The 18,167-nt window shown below is 69.5% G+C and carries 14 protein-coding genes; 8 read left to right on the forward strand and 6 right to left on the reverse strand.

Annotated features, from left to right (window positions below):
• Positions 1-129 precede the first annotated feature (129 nt).
• From ACJ8AT_RS28125 to ACJ8AT_RS28145, 5 genes are all read left to right on the forward strand, one after another.
• Positions 130-1,080 (forward strand): hypothetical protein, encoded by a 951-nt coding sequence (locus tag ACJ8AT_RS28125; RefSeq protein ID WP_407740971.1) that lies wholly within the window; start codon positions 130-132, stop codon positions 1,078-1,080.
• A gap of 113 nt (positions 1,081-1,193) precedes the next feature.
• Positions 1,194-1,652 (forward strand): toll/interleukin-1 receptor domain-containing protein, encoded by a 459-nt coding sequence (locus tag ACJ8AT_RS28130; RefSeq protein WP_407740972.1) that lies wholly within the window; start codon positions 1,194-1,196, stop codon positions 1,650-1,652.
• Positions 1,653-1,668: 16 nt separating this feature from the next.
• Positions 1,669-2,604: a LysR substrate-binding domain-containing protein gene (locus ACJ8AT_RS28135; RefSeq protein WP_407740973.1), complete on the forward strand. Its 936-nt coding sequence runs from the start codon at positions 1,669-1,671 to the stop codon at positions 2,602-2,604.
• 71 nt (positions 2,605-2,675) lie between these two features.
• The gene (locus ACJ8AT_RS28140; protein ID WP_407740974.1) at positions 2,676-4,292 is read left to right on the forward strand and encodes an aromatic amino acid hydroxylase; all 1,617 of its coding nucleotides are present in this window, start codon (positions 2,676-2,678) and stop codon (positions 4,290-4,292) included.
• Between the two features lie 65 nt (positions 4,293-4,357).
• Positions 4,358-5,857, forward strand: a complete 1,500-nt coding sequence (locus ACJ8AT_RS28145) for a M20/M25/M40 family metallo-hydrolase (protein WP_407740975.1) — start codon at positions 4,358-4,360, stop codon at positions 5,855-5,857.
• A 12-nt stretch (positions 5,858-5,869) separates the two neighbouring features.
• Here the strand turns inward: ACJ8AT_RS28145 and ACJ8AT_RS28150 are convergent, their stop codons facing one another.
• The gene (locus tag ACJ8AT_RS28150; RefSeq protein WP_407740976.1) at positions 5,870-7,039 is read right to left on the reverse strand and encodes an iron-containing alcohol dehydrogenase; all 1,170 of its coding nucleotides are present in this window, start codon (positions 7,037-7,039) and stop codon (positions 5,870-5,872) included.
• 1 nt (position 7,040) lies between these two features.
• Positions 7,041-7,358, reverse strand: coding sequence for a putative quinol monooxygenase (locus ACJ8AT_RS28155; RefSeq protein WP_407740977.1), 318 nt, complete (start codon positions 7,356-7,358; stop codon positions 7,041-7,043).
• Positions 7,359-7,448: 90 nt separating this feature from the next.
• Here ACJ8AT_RS28155 and ACJ8AT_RS28160 point away from each other — a divergent pair, with 90 nt between their 5' ends.
• Entirely contained in the window at positions 7,449-9,485 is a 2,037-nt protein-coding gene (locus ACJ8AT_RS28160) for a M13 family metallopeptidase (RefSeq protein WP_407740978.1), read from the forward strand.
• A gap of 60 nt (positions 9,486-9,545) precedes the next feature.
• On the opposite strand, the gene ACJ8AT_RS28165 is transcribed toward ACJ8AT_RS28160, so the two are convergent.
• The gene (locus ACJ8AT_RS28165; RefSeq protein WP_407740979.1) at positions 9,546-10,385 is read right to left on the reverse strand and encodes an endonuclease I family protein; all 840 of its coding nucleotides are present in this window, start codon (positions 10,383-10,385) and stop codon (positions 9,546-9,548) included.
• A gap of 87 nt (positions 10,386-10,472) precedes the next feature.
• A complete protein-coding gene (locus tag ACJ8AT_RS28170) occupies positions 10,473-11,051 on the reverse strand; it encodes a hypothetical protein (protein WP_407740980.1) in 579 nt (192 codons plus the stop codon).
• 89 nt (positions 11,052-11,140) lie between these two features.
• Here ACJ8AT_RS28170 and ACJ8AT_RS28175 point away from each other — a divergent pair, with 89 nt between their 5' ends.
• On the forward strand, positions 11,141-13,750 hold the full coding sequence (locus ACJ8AT_RS28175) for a carboxypeptidase regulatory-like domain-containing protein (RefSeq protein ID WP_407740981.1): 2,610 nt from the start codon (positions 11,141-11,143) through the stop codon (positions 13,748-13,750).
• Between the two features lie 11 nt (positions 13,751-13,761).
• Here the strand turns inward: ACJ8AT_RS28175 and ACJ8AT_RS28180 are convergent, their stop codons facing one another.
• A complete protein-coding gene (locus ACJ8AT_RS28180; RefSeq protein ID WP_407740982.1) occupies positions 13,762-16,275 on the reverse strand; it encodes a hypothetical protein in 2,514 nt (837 codons plus the stop codon).
• A gap of 178 nt (positions 16,276-16,453) precedes the next feature.
• Between ACJ8AT_RS28180 and ACJ8AT_RS28185 the strand changes: the two genes are divergently transcribed.
• The gene (locus tag ACJ8AT_RS28185) at positions 16,454-17,728 is read left to right on the forward strand and encodes a S8 family peptidase (protein ID WP_407740983.1); all 1,275 of its coding nucleotides are present in this window, start codon (positions 16,454-16,456) and stop codon (positions 17,726-17,728) included.
• Positions 17,729-17,798: 70 nt separating this feature from the next.
• On the opposite strand, the gene ACJ8AT_RS28190 is transcribed toward ACJ8AT_RS28185, so the two are convergent.
• The gene (locus ACJ8AT_RS28190; RefSeq protein ID WP_407740984.1) at positions 17,799-18,038 is read right to left on the reverse strand and encodes a YdeI/OmpD-associated family protein; all 240 of its coding nucleotides are present in this window, start codon (positions 18,036-18,038) and stop codon (positions 17,799-17,801) included.
• Positions 18,039-18,167 lie beyond the last annotated feature (129 nt).

The following is an 18,167-nucleotide window of genomic DNA, read 5'->3' on the forward strand; positions in this document are numbered from 1 at the left end:
CGCACCTTCCCGAGCGCTCAAGGGAGCCCTCACCCAGATTGAACGCTACGGTCTCGTCCATAGAGCGGACGGAAAGCTGCGGATCACCGCCAGGCTGCTGCGGCAATGGATCTCGGAGCGGGAGTACGCATGAACCCCTACAATTGCTCTGATCCTGGGAGATCCTTCGTCGGCTATGAGGCCGAGCGGCAGGAGGTTCTTCGCGGCTTCGTGAACGGGAAGTCCTACGCCCTGCTCGGGGGTCGGCGGTGCGGCAAGACCTCTCTCCTCATGAGGCTCCGGGAGGATCTTCAGCAGCGCGGGCTCAAGCCCTTCCAAGCCCTCCCGCGCTTTCTCGACATCCAGTCGCTCGTTCCCCGCTCTCCGTTCGATTTCTTCAGCCGCATCCACACGCTCGTCACGGAGGGATTGGGTACGCCCGCCTGGGAGAGCCCTCCCCCTCGCCAGGCCTACCAGGAGTTCCTCAATCGGCTCGATGAACTCCACCCGTTGATGGAGCGGGCTCATGGGGCGAGGTGGCTGGTCGTTCTGTTGATTGACGAGTTGGACGCGGCCCCCAAGCATCTGCCGGACAGCGAGTGCTTCGAGAACCTCCGGAACCTGCTCATGGAGTCACGCTTCAAGCCCTACTTCCGCGTCGTGGCCTCGGGCTGCTCCGAGATGGGGAAGCTGATCGGCACAGGGAGTCCCCTGAACAACCTGGCGAAGCTCTACACACGCGTGCTGACCGTGGAGGAGTCTCGTGAGTTGGCGGGCAAGGGGTTCCTGGAGGGCCTGCGCCAGGATACGGAGGAAGAGCTCCTGCGCCACACCGGCAGACACGCCTACGCCCTCCAAGGCCTGCTCGAGAAGCTCCACGAAGCGCCGCGCCCCCCACACCGGAGAGAGTCCAGGCCGTCTCCGAGGTGTTCGCCCGCGATCACGGCAATGACTTCGAGGTGTGGCACGCCGATGTGGGCGACGCTGGCCGCGCCTGCTACGAGGCGCTGGCAGGCGCGGCCCCGGAGGGCCTCACCCGGCAGCAGCTTCGCGAGCGCGTGGCGCGGGGCCAGTCTGTCTCCGACGGCCTCCTCACCCTGAGCTATCATGGCTTGATCCATGAGGACGCTGCCGGCCAGAAGCGCATTGCGGGAACCCTCTTCAAGGATTGGTTCCTGGACCACTCTCAACCCTCTCTGCCCCACCCGACGCCCATGACCGCACCTGCCCGTGATCAGGTCTTCATCAGCTACAGCCACAAGGACAAGAAGTGGCTGGACCGCCTCGAGACGCACCTGAAGCCGCGCATCCGCAACGGCAAGGTCAATGTCTGGAACGACCAGCGCCTCAAGGCCGGCGAGGAGTGGCGCAAGGAGATTGATGAAGCCCTGGCGCGAGCCAAGGTGGCGGTGCTGCTCGTCTCTCCCCACTTTCTCGCCTCGGACTTCATCGCCAACGACGAGCTACCGCCCCTCCTGGAAGCCGCGAAACAGGGAGGCGTGAAGATTCTCTGGGTCCCTGTCAGCACTGCCGCTTTCAAAGAGGCGAAGATCGACATCTACCAGGCGGTACTCGACCCGATCAAACCCCTGGACAAGCACCACCACGCGCACGTCAGTGACGCGATGGAGAAGATCTGCAACGCCATCAGCCAGGCCTTCTCCGCCACATGAGCGAAGACGTGCGCTAATGCCCCCTCGCAAGCTCCCACGGCACCTCAACTGGCTGGAGGCCTTCGTGGCCGCCGTCGAGGCCGGCAGCCTGGAGGCCGCCGCCGAGCACCTGGGCGTGGCCCGCTCCGTGGTGAGCGAGCACATCCGCGCCCTGGAGACGGCCCTCGGCGATGGCGAGCCCCTGCTCGAGCGCGGGCCCGGCCGCCGGCTCCACCTCACCCCTCGCGGCCAGCGGCTCTACGCCGGCACGCAGACACCGCTGCACCAGTTGGATCTCAAGCGCCTGAGAGATCTGGCCAGCTCCGAGCCCAGCCTGCGCCTGGGCCTCAACCACACCCTCTCCACCATGCTCCTGGCGGACATCGCCCTGGACGCGGCCCAGGCGGGCATCAAGCTGGAGATTGGCTTCGGCGGACCCCTCGAGCTGGTGCGCGAGGTGCAGACGGGACAGCGCGACCTGGTCGTGGACTTCACCCCGCTGCCTCCCCACCGGGGCGTGGAGACCGAGTCCCTCATCAGCCTGCCCTTCGCGGTGCTGGCGGGCCCGGACACTCCCCTGGCGGCTCGGGCCGGAGCGCGCGAGACGCTGCTCGTGAAGGACCTGGAGGGCCAATCCTTCGTGGACTGGCTCCGGGATGATCCCTACGGAGGCGCCAACAGCGCGCGCTTCGAGGCCCACGGCGTCTCCGTGCACGAGGTGGCCCGCGTGGAGAGCTTCCTCCACCTCTTCGATGTGCTCCGCGCCTTCGGCCAGGCCTGCGCCCTCGCGCCGGATCTGCGGCCCCTGCGCGCCTTTCCCCCCGAGCTCCACGTCTGGCCCCTGGAGGAAGAGCAGCCCCAGCTCATCGAAGTGGTCGCCCTCTGGCCCGCGGGGATGCAGACCCCGGAGACCCGCCATGTCCTCCAGGGCCTGCGGCGCCGGCTGAGCCAGAGACGTCGGAAAACCGACTAGAACGTCGAAATTTTACGGATTTCCGCCGTAAACCCTCGGCCTTACCTTTACGGGGAGATGGAGGAGCGCACATGACCCCGACGGAGAGGACCCTGGCCCGCCTGCCTGCCCACCTGCGCCGCTACGCGGTGGGCCAGGAGTACGCGTCCTATACCCCTCGGGATCAGGCGGTGTGGCGCCACATCCTCCACAAGCTGCGCAGCCACCTGTCGGACAAGGCCCACCCGGACTATCTCCAGGGGCTCACGGCGACGGGCATCGGCGTGGAGCGCATCCCCAGCCTGGACGAGATGAACGAGAAGCTGGCGAAGCTGGGCTGGGGGGCGGTGGGCGTGCGCGGCTTCATTCCTCCGGCGGTGTTCACCGAGCTGCAGGCGCTGGGAGTGCTGGCCATCGCCGCGGACATCCGCACGCACGAGCACATCCAGTACACGCCGGCGCCGGACATCGTCCACGAGAGCGCCGGCCACGCGCCCATCATCGCCAACGCCCGCTATGCCGAGTACCTCAAGCGCTGCGGCATGGTGGGCTTCAAGGCCATTGCCTCGGTGGAGGACCAGGCCATCTTCGAGGCCATCCGCAACCTCAGCGTGGTGAAGGAGGATCCCGCCGCCACGCCCGAGGAGGTGGAGCACGCCCAGGCCCGGCTGGATGCCGCCACGCGCAGCCGCCGCTACGTGAGCGAGAGCACCCGCGCCTCGCGCCTCTATTGGTGGACGGCCGAGTACGGCCTGGTGGGCAGCCTGGAGCACCCGCGCCTGTACGGCGCCGGCCTGCTGTCGAGCATTGGCGAGGCGGAGCACTGCCTCACCCCGGCGGTGAAGAAGGTGCCGCTGAGCCTCGAGTGCGCGGACACCGAGTACGACATCACCCGGATGCAGCCGCAGCTCTTCGTCGCCCGGAACTTCGAGCACCTGTTCCAGGTGCTGGAGCAGTTCGAGGCGACGCTGGCGTGGAGGCGCGGCGGAGACTACGGGCTGCGCGAGGCGCAGCGGGCGCGCTCGGTGAACCACCTGGTGCTCTCGGATGGGCGCGAGCTGACGGGCAAGGTGCTGGAGCTGACGGAGGGCCCACGCCCCGTGTCCGAGGGGCTCGGCACGGCGCTGGTGCGCCTGGAGGGGCCGGTGCTGCTGTCGCGCGAGGGCAAGGCCCTGGGCAAGCCGTGGGCGGGCGAGGCGCTGGTGGCCTTTGGCGCAGGCACCCTGCCGGAGCGCGGCGAGTTCCAGCTCGAGCTGGCCAGCGGGCTGCGCCTGCAGGGCTTCGCGGTGGGAGGGGGCGAGGTGCTCCACCTGCGCGGGAGCATCGGCGGCCAGGAGCTGGCGCTGCCCTCGGTGTCGCGGCTCTTCCTCAGCGAGGGCCTGCCGTCCGTGGCGGGTGGCCCCGCGGATCCGGGGACGTGGGATCAGTGGTTCGGTGAACTCAACGCCTTCACCGCGGGCGATGGCGAGGCCCGGGCCCGGGCGCGCAAGGCCGAGGCCCTGCCCAAGCCCGTGGCGATGCTCTATCGCGAGGTGCGAGCCCTGCGCGAGTCGGGCGCGGTCCGGCCCGAGCGCGTGGAGCAGCTCGCCCAGGCCGCCAGCGCGTTCCCGGACGAGTGGCTGCTCAAGGAAGAGCTGGCGGAGCTCCGCGACCCCACTTTGGCGCTTCCGGGGCAGGGCTCCTTCACCGAACACGCCGCCTACATCTAACAGCCCCGAGCAAGGTGGTCCGGCGCTTCCGGGAGCGGCACAATGCGCGCCCCGGAGATCCTCCCTTGCACCCTGCCCGTCGCTTCCTGCCCGCTGCGCTCTGCTGTCTCTGGCTCCTTGGCTCCTCCGCCCTCGCGGCGCCTCCCGCGGCAGCGCCCGCTGGGAACGCCGAGCTGTCCCGGCTGCTCGCGGCCTTCCTCGAGGACACGCCGATGGTGAGCGATTTCCAGTCGCTCACCGACGAGATCGGCGGGAGGGCCACGGGAGCCCCCGCCAACCTGCGCGCGGTGGAGTGGGCGCTCGCCCGGTTGCGCGAGGCGGGCGTGGACGCGCGCAAGGAGCCCTTCCAGATGCCCTCGCTGTGGCTGGAGCGCTCGGCGCGCGCCACCCTGCGGGGAGAGGGCGTCAACTACACCTCCCGCGTGGCGGCCATGCCCTTCTCGACCGCCACGCCCAAAGGTGGGCTCACCGCGCCGCTGGTCTCCGTCGGCAGGGGGACGGAGAAGGACTTCCAGGCGCTCGGGGCCCGGGCCCGCGGGGCATTCCTGCTCGTGGAGACCGAGGAGCTGAAGGACATCGACGGCCTGTTCCGCGAGTACACAGAGGACGCCGCCATCGAGCAGCGGGTATATGCCTCGGGCGCGGCAGGCGTGGCGTACATGGGCTCGCGGCCGCATGATCTGCTCTACCGCCACAACGTGGCCGCGGGCCTGCGCAACACCCTGCCCATGTTCGTCATGGAGCGGGATGGCGCGCTGCGGGCGCTGCGGCTGCTGCGGACCGGCAAGGCGCTCACCCTCACCGCCGAGCTCGACCTCCAGACCGGTCCCGCCTACACGAGCTACAACGTCATCGGCGAGCTTCGCGGCACCACGCACCCGGAGGAGATTGTCCTGGTGGGAGCGCACCTGGACTCGTGGGACCTGGGCACGGGCGCGCTGGACAACGGCGCCAACGTGGCGGCGCTCATCGACGTGGCGCGGCAGATGCGGCGGCTCGGGGTGAAGCCGGCCCGCACCGTGCGCTTCGCCCTATGGAACGGCGAGGAGCAGGGCATGTACGGCTCGTGGGGCTACACGCGCACGCACGAGGCGGAGCTGGACCAGCACGTGATGGTGGCCTCGCTCGACGTCGGCTGCGGGCGCATCAACGGCTTCTACACCGGGCGCCGCCCCGAGCTGCCGCCCTTGGTGGATCAGGCGCTCGCGCCGGTGAAGGGGCTCGGGCCCTTCACGCAGGTGGACGAGCCCCTCGTCGGGACGGACAACTTCGATTTCATGCTGCACGGGGTGCCCAACCTGGTGGCCAACCAGGAGCCGGAGCTTTATGGGCCGAACTACCACGCACGCTCGGACGAGGTGGACAAGTGTGACGTGCGCCAGCTCCGGCTCAACGCGGCCATCGTCGCCGCGCTCACCTATGGCTTCTCGCAGATGGACGCGAAGCTGCCGAGGCACTCCCGCGCCCAGGTGGAGGAGCTGGCCCGCACCACGGAGCTGCTCGAGCAGATGAAGTCCTTCAACGTCTACGAGGACTGGGTCGCCGGCAGGCGTGGGCGCAAGTAGCCTGGGGCCAGCTCACAGCGAGCGGATGGCGATCTGCGTGAGCTCCTCGTCCGTGAGCACCAGGGGATTGGCCTTCATGCTGCTGGCCACCCGGGCCTTCTCCACCAGCCGCGGAACCTCTGCCTCCGTCAGCCCGTAGCGGCGCAGGCCCGGCACCGCCAGCGCCTGGCACAGCTCCTTCACCCAGGCGATGGCGTCCTCTGCCCGAGCCTCCGCCCTCCCCGTGAGCAGCACCGCCGCCTCCTGGAAGCGAGGGAGCGACGGGTGCTCGGGCGCGCGAGCCCGCAAGGCCCGCAGGTTCACCTCGAGGCTCGCCGCCAGCAACGCCGCGCACACGGCACCGTGCGGCGCCTGGAACATGCCCCCCATCGGCGCCGCGAAGCCGTGCACGGCCCCCAGCCCCGAGTTGGCCAGGCAGAGCCCTCCGAAGAGGCTGGCCAGCGCCAGGTCCTCCCGCGCCGCCGCGTCGAAGTCCTCCAGCACCGCGCGACGCAGCGAGCGCGCCGAGCGGCGCATCCCCTCCCGAGCCAGCGCGTCCGTGAGCGGATTGGCCCGGCCGGAGAGGAAGGGTTCAATGAGCTGCGAGAGCGCATCCAAGCCGCTGGAGGCAATCACCGGCCCGGGAGCACCCACGAGCAGGTCCGGGTCCACCAGCGCCACGCGCGGCAGCATGAGCGGGCTGCGCAGGCTGGCCTTCACCTTCTCTTCCTTGGAGCCCAGCACCGCGTTGCGCGTCACCTCCGAGCCCGTGCCCGCCGTGGTGGGAATGGCCACCAGCGGCACCGAGGGCTGCGTCAACGGCCGCCCCCGCCCAATCACCTCCAGGTAATCCAGCGGATCCCCACCGTTGGCGGCCAGCGCGGCAATCGCCTTGCCCGCATCCAGCACGCTGCCTCCGCCCAGCGCCACCACGACATCACAGCCCGCTGCGATGGCCGTGGCCGTGCCCTCTCGCGCCAGCTCCACCGTGGGCTCGCTCTCCACCCGGAAGAGCACCGTGGACAGCCCCAGCCTGTCCAAGCCCTCACGAAGAGGCGCGGCACGCACGGGCGTGCTCCCCGTGACGATCATCACCCGGCGCCCTCCCAGGGAGCGAACCACCTCGGGTGCCTCGGCCAGACGGCCCGCGCCGAAGAGCACGCGCGTGGCGGTGGCGAACTCGAAGGACAGAGCGCCGCTCATGTCACCACCCCGCATCTTCCGGGAAGCAGTTGGCGTACTTCCGGCTCGTGCGGGGCTCGGCCATCATCGGCGCCACCGTGTCTCGCCACTTCAGGTAGTGGGCCGTCTCCTTGTGCGCGGCCGGAGCCGCGGGCGTGCGGTACGCCTCGACGAGCACGAAGCGCGTCTTGTCCTCGGTGTCCTGGATCACGTCGAAGCGGGCAACCCCCGGCTCCTTCACGCTCTCGCGGGCATTGGCCAGGGTGGCCTCGCGGAAGGCGTCGACGTGCTCGGGTTTGACGTGAACGTGGACGTGGACGATCAGCAAGCTGTGGGGCATGCGCCCAGGGTAGCGCGAGCCCTGCCTACCGGGGTAGACGCTGAGCTCCCGGTTCGTTAACACCCCTCTGCCCTCTTTCCCCGGAGACCCATGAGCCTCAAGTCCCTTGCCCGCATTGTCTGGGCCTCAGGCGCGCTCAGCGCCCTGCTGCTCACCGGCTGCGCGACGGCGCCTCGCAAGCTGGGCGTCGAGGTGAAGAACTGCGACACCCAGGTCCGTCCCCAGGATGACTTCTACAAGTACGTCAACGGCTCCTGGGAGAAGACCACCCACATTCCCTCGGACCGTCCCCGCTACGGCACCTTCATCGAGCTGGCGGACAAGAGCGAGGCCGCCCTCAAGACGATCATCGAGGAGGCCGCGGCGAACAAGGGCGCTCAGGACGGCAGCGACACCCAGAAGGTGCGCGATCTGTACCTCAGCTTCATGGACACCCAGCGCATCGAGTCGCAGGGCCTGGAGCCCATCCGCGCGGACCTGCAGCGCGTGGCCGCGGTGAAGAGCACCGATGAGCTTCCCGAGCTGTTCGCTCAGCTCTACCTCGCGGGCGTGCACACCCCGCTCATGGTGCTGGTGAACCAGGACGCCAAGCAGGCCACGCGCTACATCGTCTACGCCAGCCAGAGCGGGCTGGGCCTGCCGGACCGCGACTACTACTTCAAGCCGGAGCCTCGCTTCGTCGAGGTGCGCGCGGCGTACCAGGCCTACATCGAGAAGCTACTCACGCTGGCCGGAGAGAAGGATGCCGCCGCCGCGGCCAGGTCCATCATCGAGCTGGAGACGAAGCTCGCCGAGAAGAGCTGGGATCGCGTGCACAACCGCGATCGCGAGGCCACCTACAACCTCAAGACGATGGCGGAGCTGGAGCAGCTCACCCCGGGCTTCTCGTGGCAGCGCTACCTCAAGGCCCTGGGCGCGGAGAGCACTCCGGGCGTCATCGTCCGCCAGCCGGACTACTTCCAGGCCCTGGCGGACGTGCTGAAGCAGACGCCGCTGCCCGTGCTCCAGCAGTACCTCACCTACAAGGTGCTCGACGACAACGCCGAGCTGCTCAGCAAGCCCTTCGAGGACCTGCACTTCGAGTTCCACGGCCGCACGCTGCAGGGCCAGGAGGAGAACCGCCCCCGCTGGAAGCGCGGAGTGGCCGTCGTGGAGGCCGCGCTGGGGGAGTCCGTGGGCAAGCTCTACGTGGAGCGCAACTTCAGCCCCGAGTCCAAGAAGCGCATGCTCCAGCTGGTGAACAACCTGCTGGCCGCCTTCAAGGACGGCATTGATCACCTCGAGTGGATGAGCCCCGCCACCAAGGCCAAGGCCCAGGAGAAGCTGTCCAAGTTCACCGTGAAGATCGGCTACCCGGACAAGTGGCGGGACTACTCCAAGCTGCAGATCGCCGCGGGAGACCTGGTGGGCAACGTGAAGCGCGCCAGCGCCTTCGAGGCCCGGCGCAACTTCGACAAGCTGGGCAAGCCCATCGACCGGACCGAGTGGGGGATGACGCCGCAGACGGTGAACGCCTACTACAACTCGACGATGAACGAGATCGTCTTCCCCGCCGCCATCCTCCAGCCGCCCTTCTTCGATCTCGAGGCGGATGACGCGACCAACTACGGGGCCATCGGCGCCGTCATCGGCCATGAGATCAGCCACGGCTTCGATGATCAGGGCGCTCGCTCGGACGGAGACGGCAACCTGCGCGACTGGTGGACGCCCGAGGACAAGAAGGCCTTCGACGAGCGCACGGCCAGGCTGGCGGAGCAGTACAGCGCCTTCAAGCCCATCGACGAGATGCCGGTGAACGGCAAGCTCACGCTGGGCGAGAACATTGGGGACTTGAGCGGCCTGACGGTGTCCTACCGCGCCTACAAGCTGGCGCTCGACGGCAAGGAGGCTCCGGTCATTGAAGGCTTCACCGGTGACCAGCGCTTCTTCCTCGGCTGGGGGCAGATCTGGCGCACGCTGTTCCGCAATGACTTCCTGCGGCAGATGCTGCTCACGGATCCGCACTCGCCGGGGCCCATCCGCGTCAACGGCGTGGTGCGGAACATGCCGGAGTTCGATCAGGCCTTCGGCGTGAAGGAGGGCGACGGCGCGTGGCTGCCGCCCGAGAAGCGCGTGAAGGTGTGGTAGCCGGGCGGCCGCGCTGGCCGCCCGCTCGAAGCCCGGGGGTTCACCTCCGGGCCGCCGGGCTCAGAAGTCCTGAATGCGGTCGGCCAGGTCCGAGTGCTCGACGAACTGGTTGACGTTGCCCTGGATGGCGGCGATGCGCTGATCCCGGTCCAGCTCGGCCGCGTCCACCGCGTCCAGCTTGTTCCACTCGCGCAGCACCGACTCCTCCTCGGGAGGGATGTGCTTGTTGTACTCCGACGAGAAGTAGAACATCGCCCGCGCCACGTCGCCCTTGTGCGCGTCGGGCGGCTCGAACACCTTGCGGCCCTGCGCATCCAGGCCGAACTTGGCGCCGCTCGGGCTGCTCCACTGCACCTTCGCCACCTTGCCGAACGGGAAGTTGCCGCGCGTGCCGTTGGCCTTGCTGTCCACGGGGAACAGGTGGTGCAGATCGCTCTTGGCCTCGCCCACGGCGCCCTTGGACTGCGGCCACGTGTGCTCCACGTTCATGTCCGAGCTGCTGGGCACCTTGCCGCCCGCGATCTCCCGGCCCGTGTACACGTCCTTCACCTTGCCGTTGTGCACGTCCAGGTTCGTGAAGATGATCTTCCGGGCCTCGTTGTAGCTGACCACGTGCTTGCCGGCCGACGAGTCGTGGATGGCCTTGATCAGCGCCGCATCCCGCAGGCCCTGGAACGGATCATCCGTCGACGGAGTCGGCTGCGTGGGCTTCGCAGCCGCCGGCGCGAAGACCGAGCCGAGCCGCGTCAGCATGGACGGATCCCGCGTCGGGCTCGCCGAGAACGACGAGCGGTCCGCGGCGCGAGCCGTAGCGGTGGAAGCGGTGGAGGGAGCGGCCCCGCGCGACAGCGGCATCGCGGAGGGGCGGGACAGGGGGCGCTGGAGGCTGACGGAGTTCACATCCCTGTTATCGGCGTGGAATACCTACAGTTGCTTCCATCATCCGACTTTTCGGCATTTCCACCTTCACTGTAACGGGGAGGCGCCTCAGAACACCAGGCCCACGCCGGCATGCGGCAGCGCGGCCACGCCCTCGGCCCACATGAGCGACAGCCCTCCCGTGAAGAACACGCCCAGGCCCGGGCCCGACAGCTCGAGGGTCGCGCCGCCACTGGCACAGGGGAACGCCCAGTACGCGCGGGTGGGGCTTTCGTACCGCGAGGCCCCCGCGCCGAACTCCAACAGGAAGCGGTGGTAGGGCCCCGTGAGGGTGGGCAGGCGGACCACCGCCTCGGCGGTCCCGAGCTGGGGCCCGTCCTGGAACCGCAGATCCTCCACGAAGAGGAGATCGCCTCCCACCTCGAACCGGGGACCCAGGACCAAGGAGTAGCCCGCCTTCACCCCCACTCCGCTGGAGGCCCCATCGGGGGTGAGGATGCCCGAGCCCACCAGCGCGATGCGGAACTTCTGGCACACCCCGTCCTGGGACTGGTAGCAGATCGGATCGGCGTACTCCTCCCGGAAGCCCCCGCGGCGCTGAGCCACGGCACTCCCAGGAAACAGCACCAGCAACGCCAGCCCCAGCCCGCACAACGCCCAGAGATTCATCGAGCGAGAGTTCATCATGGCTGCATCTTCTCACATTGGCTGGGAACTCCGCTGCTCCCCCCCTGGCCTCCACGCACTGCCGCGGGGCTCTCGCTAGAGTCAGTGCCGTGAGCCAGCAGACAGCGAGTCGGAGGGTGGCCGCCGTGGCCGCCGTCATCGTGGCCCTGGGGGTCGCGGGGCTCTGGTTCCTGCTGGACGAGGGTCCGCGGGAGCAGGGCTCGAAGCAAGGCGCTCCTGCCCGCTCGGTGTCCACGGCCTCCCACTCCACGAGGGCCGCTCCGCCCCGGCAGGCGCCTTCTTCCCAGGCTCGGCAGCAGAAGCCTCCCGAGGGCGTGCTGGCGGTGGAGGTCCTCTCCAAGAATCAGCCGCTGCCCGGCGCCCGGGTCCAGGTCTACGAGCGCGAGCCGGCGGACCTCTCTGTCTTCCCCGCGCGGTGGTTCGGAAGAGAAGCGGGCCCGACGGGAGCAGACGGGCGGTGGGAACTCCCAATCGCGCCGGGCAGCTACTACGTGGCGGCCCGCGCGGAGGGACTGGCTCCGGCCTATGCCTCCGTGGTGCACCCGCCGGGCTCGGCGAGGACCGCCGTGCGACTGCTCCTGGAGGAGGGCATGGAGCTGGTGGGCTCGACCCTGGACAAGGCGACGGGCGAGCCCGTGTCACTCGCGGAGGTCATCCTCACTCCTCCGGCCTTCACGTCTGGCGCACGAGACCGCGTGGATGCTCCCGAGGAGGAGGGCCTGGTGGCCACCAGCAACGAGCTCGGCGAGTTCCGCTTCCCGGGGCTGGTGCCGGGCCGCTATCGCCTCGAGGCGCACGCGCCCGGCTACGCCAGCACGGTGCTGCCCTCCGCTCCCATTCCCTTCAGAGGTCTCGCCACCCTGGTGATGGTCCCCGGGGGTTCGCTCGACGGGATGGTGCTTGGCACGAACGGTGAGCCCGCAGCCGAAGCGGAGGTGCTCGCCGTGAGCCGCGACCAGGCCGTATCAGCGCTCTCCGACAGCGAGGGGCACTTCTCGATCGAGGTGCCACCGGGCGCCTACGCCCTCTCCGCCCAGAGGGGCCCGGAGGCAGGAGCGCTGGAGGGAGAGGTGAGCGTGACAGCGGGGCAGCGAGTTCAAGGTCTGCGCCTCCAGCTCGGTGCGGCCGCCTGGCTCTCCGGGAAGGTGGTTCGCGGGGACGACTCGGGCGTGGGAGGGGCGCGGGTGGAAGTCTCGCCTCGAGCCCTGTGGGCGGCCAGCCATCAGGCGGGGACGGACGAGAGCGGCGCCTTCTCGCTCCCAGCGTTGGCCCCGGGCACCTACACCCTCCAGGTCTCCCTGCCCGACGGCGGCCACTTCACTCATGGCCCCGTCACGCTGGCCGCGGGCGAGCACACCTCCCTCACGCTCACCGACACGGACGATTCCTCCCGTGCTGGCTCTCTCTTCTGTGCGGTCCATGAACGCGGGTCCCGTCGTGAGGTGATGAACGCCCTGCTCCGAGTGACGTCCCTCCAGCCTCAGAGCCCCGCTGCGCCCAGGACCGTGGAGCGCAAAGGATGCTGCATCCTCTTCGAGAGGCTGGAGCCTGGCCCCTACCGAGTGGAGGCCCGGCGCGATCCTCACGCCCAGGCCATCGAGAAGCTCGTCACCGTCCGGCGCGAGCGAAGGGAACCCTGCGAGCTCGAACTCGACGACGCGACGGATCCACAGCCCGGGCTTGCCACCCTGGAGGGACGGGTGCTGGAGCCCTCGGGCTCCCCACCCTCCGAGCCCGTGGCGGTCGAGGCGTTCTTCCAAGGCCGTCTGTGGCCCATTCGGAAGCGGATCCTGACGGATGATCAGGGACGATTCCGGCTCCTCCTGTCTCCGGGCCCCTACACCCTGAGCGCGTTCTGGCCGCGCTCCCTGGGGTGCCCCGCCTCCAGGCCGCACCAGGTCCAGCTCAAGGCGGGCCCGAACCCGGAGACCCCGCTCCTCGTGGAGGAGCATCCACCCGATCTGCGGCTTCAGGTGGTGGATGCGGACGGTGCCCCCGCGAGGCAGGCCCTGGCCCGGATGCTGGACGATAGCCCTCGGTCCGCCGAGTACGCGCAAACGGATGAGCAGGGACGGCTCGACGTCTGTCTTCCCGCCGAGGTGGCACGACCGCAGGGCTCCACCGCGGCCCTGGTCATCAACTCCTCCGACAGTGCCCGAGCGGCGCGGGTCGACGTCACCCAGGGGCCGCGGGAGCGCACCGTCCGCCTCCGTCCCCTCCCCGCCTTCCAGGGCCGTGTGATCCAGCCCTACGGTGCCCCCGTGAGGCACGTCATCCTGGAGATCATTCCGCCCAACCAGCTCGACTCTCCCCGTATCTACGAGTTCATGGGAGACCACTTCGAGCTCCCGCGGTTCCCCCTGGGGCCGACTCAGATCCTGGTCAACGCGGATGGGCAGAGGGCCTCGCTCTTCGTCGAGCTCCAACCCGAGGAGCACAAGGTGCTGGAGATCCCCGTGTATCCGGTCGTCTCGTTGACGGGGCGGCTCGTCGACGCGGCGACGCGGCAGCCTGTCGCCCTGGTGATCAACCCGAGGTCATTCCTCGGCCAGCGGACCGGACCGGATGGCCGCTTCTCCTTCCGCGCGCTCCCCGCGGGAGAGCTGATGCTCTACATCGCCGGCCAGCCGCCTCTGCGCGTGAAGCTGTCTCCTGGGCAGATCAACGACCTGGGAGATCTCCCCGTCCACATCCCCTGAGAGAGGAGGGCTCAGTCCCAGGGCGCGGCCATCAGCTCCCCGAAGCGCAGGCCCAGCTCCATCCGGCCCACCATCGCCTGCCCCCAGGCCGTCGCCACAGCGGGCCAGGTGGTGAGATCCAGCCCCGCCGAGGCGATGGCCTTCAGCGGATCTCCCAGGCCCATCCCCTTCAGCAGCCGCACGTAGTCCAGCAGCGTGGGCAGGGGCCTGCCGGGGAAGATGGGCTCGTGGTCGATGGGCTTGCCCTCGATGCGCGGGTGCAGCGAACGCAGGCGCTCCTCCGCCTCCGCGCCACGCCGGGCCTCCTGGGTGAGCCGCGCATCCTCGGCATGTAAGCGCTGAATCTCCGCCGCGCGCCGGGCCTCTTCCGCCGCGCGCCGGGCCTCCTCGGCCTGCCGCTCGGTCTCCCGTGCCTGGCGCTCGAGTTCCCTGCGCAGGGCCTCGGCCGCCTGCTGTTGTAGCTTCTGCTGCCGCTGGCGCTCCTCCGCCTCCCGCATCGCGTCGAGGCGCTCGCGCATCAGGCGGACCTCGGTGTGGAGCTCCTCCAGGAAGAGCCGCTGGGGAGCCCGAGCGTCCTCCTCGGCCTTCGTGCTGAGGAGGCGATCCTCGAACGCGGGGAACCACCGCAGGAAGCGCTCCACCTCGGGGACGAGCCAGTCCTCGCCGGCCCGGAAGGCGTTGGCCAGCGCCGCCGCCGCGTAGAACACGGCCAGCGAGGCCGTCCGAGGCTGGGCGCTCACCACCTCCTCCGCCGCGGCGAACACGCACCGCACGCGCCGAGGCACCTCCTGCGCTGGAGCCTCCCTCACGAGCAGATCCGCCTGTCGAGCAAAGCCCTCGGGATCCACCCGCCACCACGCCTCGAAGCGGGCGACAGCGTCCTCGGGCGACGCGAGCTGCCGCTCCCAGAGCTCCTGCCGCCAGGGAGCAAAGACGAAGAGCAGGTCCGCGCGCTCGCCCGGGTGCCGCTGGAAGCGCTGCCACACCGCATCGATGAGCTCCTCCCGGCCCACGATGCCGCTCCACTCGCGCACGGCCTGCCGGAGCGGCTCGCGCAGCAACTCGCGGCCAGGGCCTTCCCACACCGCCATCAGCAATCGCGCCGCTTGCCCCGGCGGCTCCTGCCAGTCCTGGACGCGAGAGGTCAGCGTCATCAGCGCTCGCGCGAGCGGAGCACCACACTCCGGCTCACGTGCCCACTGGTTCAGCAGGGGCAATTCCTCCGGCCCCACCAGCGCGAGGAAGCGCGAGACATACGCGTCGTCCAGGTCGTGCGCGCGCAGGTGCGCGGGCTCTCGGGCGAGCGCCTCGGCCGTGGCCTCTACAAAGGCCCGCACCGAGTCTGGAGTCACCGGAGGCTCCCCCGCCCATCGGAGGAAGCGCAGGGCCTCCTCTCCCGGCAGCTCCCGCAACACGGAGCGAGCCCATGTCCTCCAACGCGCCCGAGCCTCCTCGGACCACTCGGAGAAGGGTTGCCCCCCGGTGAGCTCAACCAGCGCCTGGGTCAGCCGGTCCGGTCCGCGCTCCGAGGCGGAGAGCAACGCCTCCAGGGCCACGAGCGAAACCGGCCTGGGCAGCGTCTGGACCACATCCCGAGCAAAGGCCGCGTCCCCCTCACGGGCCAGCCGTGCCAAGAGCACGCTCGAGCCCCGGGAAGCCAGAGCGCGGCGAGCCTCGGAGACCTGCTCCGCATCGGGCGAGTCGAGCGCGGCCTCGAGCCCTGCCTCATCCTCGAGGCACAGCGCACACTCGAAGCGCACGTCGGGATCGCCGTGAGCCAGCCCCTGGCGCAGGGCGAAGAGCACATCCACCTCGGGCTCTTCTCCCCGAGAAGCACGCACCCAGGCGACGGCGGCGCGAGGAGCCACCTCCGGCTGGCCCAGGGCCTTGCGCGCGAGCTCCCGCACCCGCTCCCGGCCGTCCTTATCGAGCCTGGCCCACCGCCACACCCGCCATCTCGTCAGGGCGAGCATCGCCTCCACGCCGGCCCGCCCCTCCTCGAACAGCGAGGAGCGCACCGCGGACTGGATGTCCCGGGAGCTCTTCCCCTGGTGCATGAGCGCCAGCGCGGCCAGAGACCGCACCAGCCAGGAAGCGCTCTTCGTGAAGAGCGCCTCCAGCGTCTCGGGGCGCTCCGGAGGGCCGACCTCCCGAGCCAACCCGGAGAGGTCTGCCGGGAGCCGCTCGGCGAGCAGATCCTCCGCCTCCTCGACGAAGCCCTCCTGAAGCAGGAAGGCCGCGCACCGGCGCACATCCTCGAGCAGCGGCTGCACCCGGTCCCACTGCTCGGCATACTGCTGCTCCAGCAGCGCCGCCTGCCGTGGCTCCAGCCGGGCCACCCGCTCGGCCAGCGAGAAGCGATCCACACCCGCGTGGAGCAACATGCGCGCGGCCCCATGACGCTCGGGGGGAACCTCGCCACAGCCGCAGCGGGGACACTCGCCTCGCGCCGCCTTGAAGCGAGCGCAGGCCGGACAGCGCACCTCTTCGCCGCGGCGTGCGGCACTCTCATCGAAAGCAGCCATGCCGCTCCTCTCTAGCGCATGCCCTGGAGGGCAACTCCGTGCCCGCCTCCGGACTCCTACCCGCGTCATGCGTTCACAGGTGAACCATTGCACTGCGCCAACGTCCCCGGTCAGCGAGGAGATGTCGGTGGCGTCTTTAAAATGGAAAACCGGAATTCCCAAAAAGCCGAGGTGAAAGATGCGTCTGTCGACCGTATCGAAGCTGACCCTGTCCGGTCTGGCCGTCTCCCTGCTGATGGCGTGCCCGAAGGCGCCTCCGGACGGAGGTGGTGGCGGAGACCCGAACGCCCCGTGCTCCAGCGGGGTGACGCTGACGGCGGCCCAGGCCGCGCAGGAGAAGTACGTCACCGTGGCCCGGCCCATCCCGGGTGAGTACATCGTCGTGCTGAAGGAGCCGTCGCCGAGCGCTCAGCCGCAGCCGGTGCAGGCGCTCTCGCAGCAGCTCAACACGAAGTACGGCGGCACCGCGTTCGCCGTCTACGAGCACGCGCTGCGCGGCTTCGCCAGCAAGCTGAACACGGATCAGGCCAAGGCCATGTCCGCCGATCCGGAGGTCGCGTACGTGCAGGAGAACCAGGTGTTGACGGCGTTCGACACGGAGGAGAACGCCACCTGGGGCCTGGACCGGATTGATCAGCGCAACCTGCCGCTGGACTCGAAGTACACCTACGGCGCGCAGGGCAAGGGCGTGAACGCGTACATCATCGACACGGGCATCCGCATCTCGCACAGCGAGTTCGGCGGGCGGGCGGACGTGGCCTTCGATGCCGTGAACGACGGGAAGAACGGCATCGACTGCAACGGCCACGGCACGCACGTGGCGGGCACGGTGGGCGGGAGCACCTTCGGCGTGGCGAAGAACGTGCTGCTGCACGCGGTGCGAGTGCTGAGCTGCCAGGGCTCGGGCTCGACGTCCGGGGTGGTGGCGGGCATCGACTGGGTGACGAACAACCGGCAGCTGCCGGCGGTGGCGAACATGAGCCTGGGCGGCGGCGCGGATCGGGCGCTGGATGACGCGGTCCGCCGCTCGGTGGCCTCGGGGGTGGTGTACGCGCTGGCGGCGGGCAACGACAACACGGACGCGTGCAGCACCTCGCCGGCGCGCACGGCCGAGGCCATCACCGTGGGGGCGACGACGAACACGGATGCGCGGGCCTCGTTCTCGAACTACGGCGGGTGCGTGGACATCTTCGCGCCGGGGCAGAACATCACCTCGTCGTGGCTCACGGATGACGCGGCCAACAAGGTGCTCAGCGGCACGTCCATGGCGACGCCGCACGTGACGGGCATGGCGGCGCTGTACCTGTCGATGCACCCGGACGCCACGCCGAATGACGTGGCCAAGGTGCTGACGGACAACTCCACGCCGGACAAGGTGGGCTCGGTGGGCAAGTGCTCGCCCAACAAGCTGGGCTACACGGGCTTCATCGCGCCCTCGACGGCGTCGCGGTAACACCAGCGCTGGCGGCTTCTTGAAGGCCCCGGGTTCTCACGAGCCCGGGGCCTTCTTCGTTTGGGGGAGGCTACCCCCGGAGGCGCTGCTTCTCGGCGATCATGCCCACGGACTTGGCGGCGCGGGCCTGGCGGGTCTCGGGCTTCTTGGCCTCACGGACATAGTCGGCGTACTCGCGCTGGCAGGAGTAGGACATCTCCGCGAAGGCCCGGCGAGCGGCAGCGTTCTTCTTCAGGGCGGCCTGGAGCTCGTCGGAGGTGCCGGGGACGCCACTGTGCTCAAGCTTAGCCTTGAACGTCTTGCGCGCCATTCACCGAGACTCCAGTTTCCGAGTTTCTTCGATCTGCCCTTCAATCCAGTCGCGGTAGCTGGAGGTGCTCGTGAACCAGGACTCGGGAGCCCCCTGACTTACAAAACCGCCATTGATCCCCACAAGCCA

The organism is Hyalangium sp., assembly GCF_045802625.1.
Taxonomy (GTDB): Bacteria; Myxococcota; Myxococcia; order Myxococcales; family Myxococcaceae; genus Hyalangium.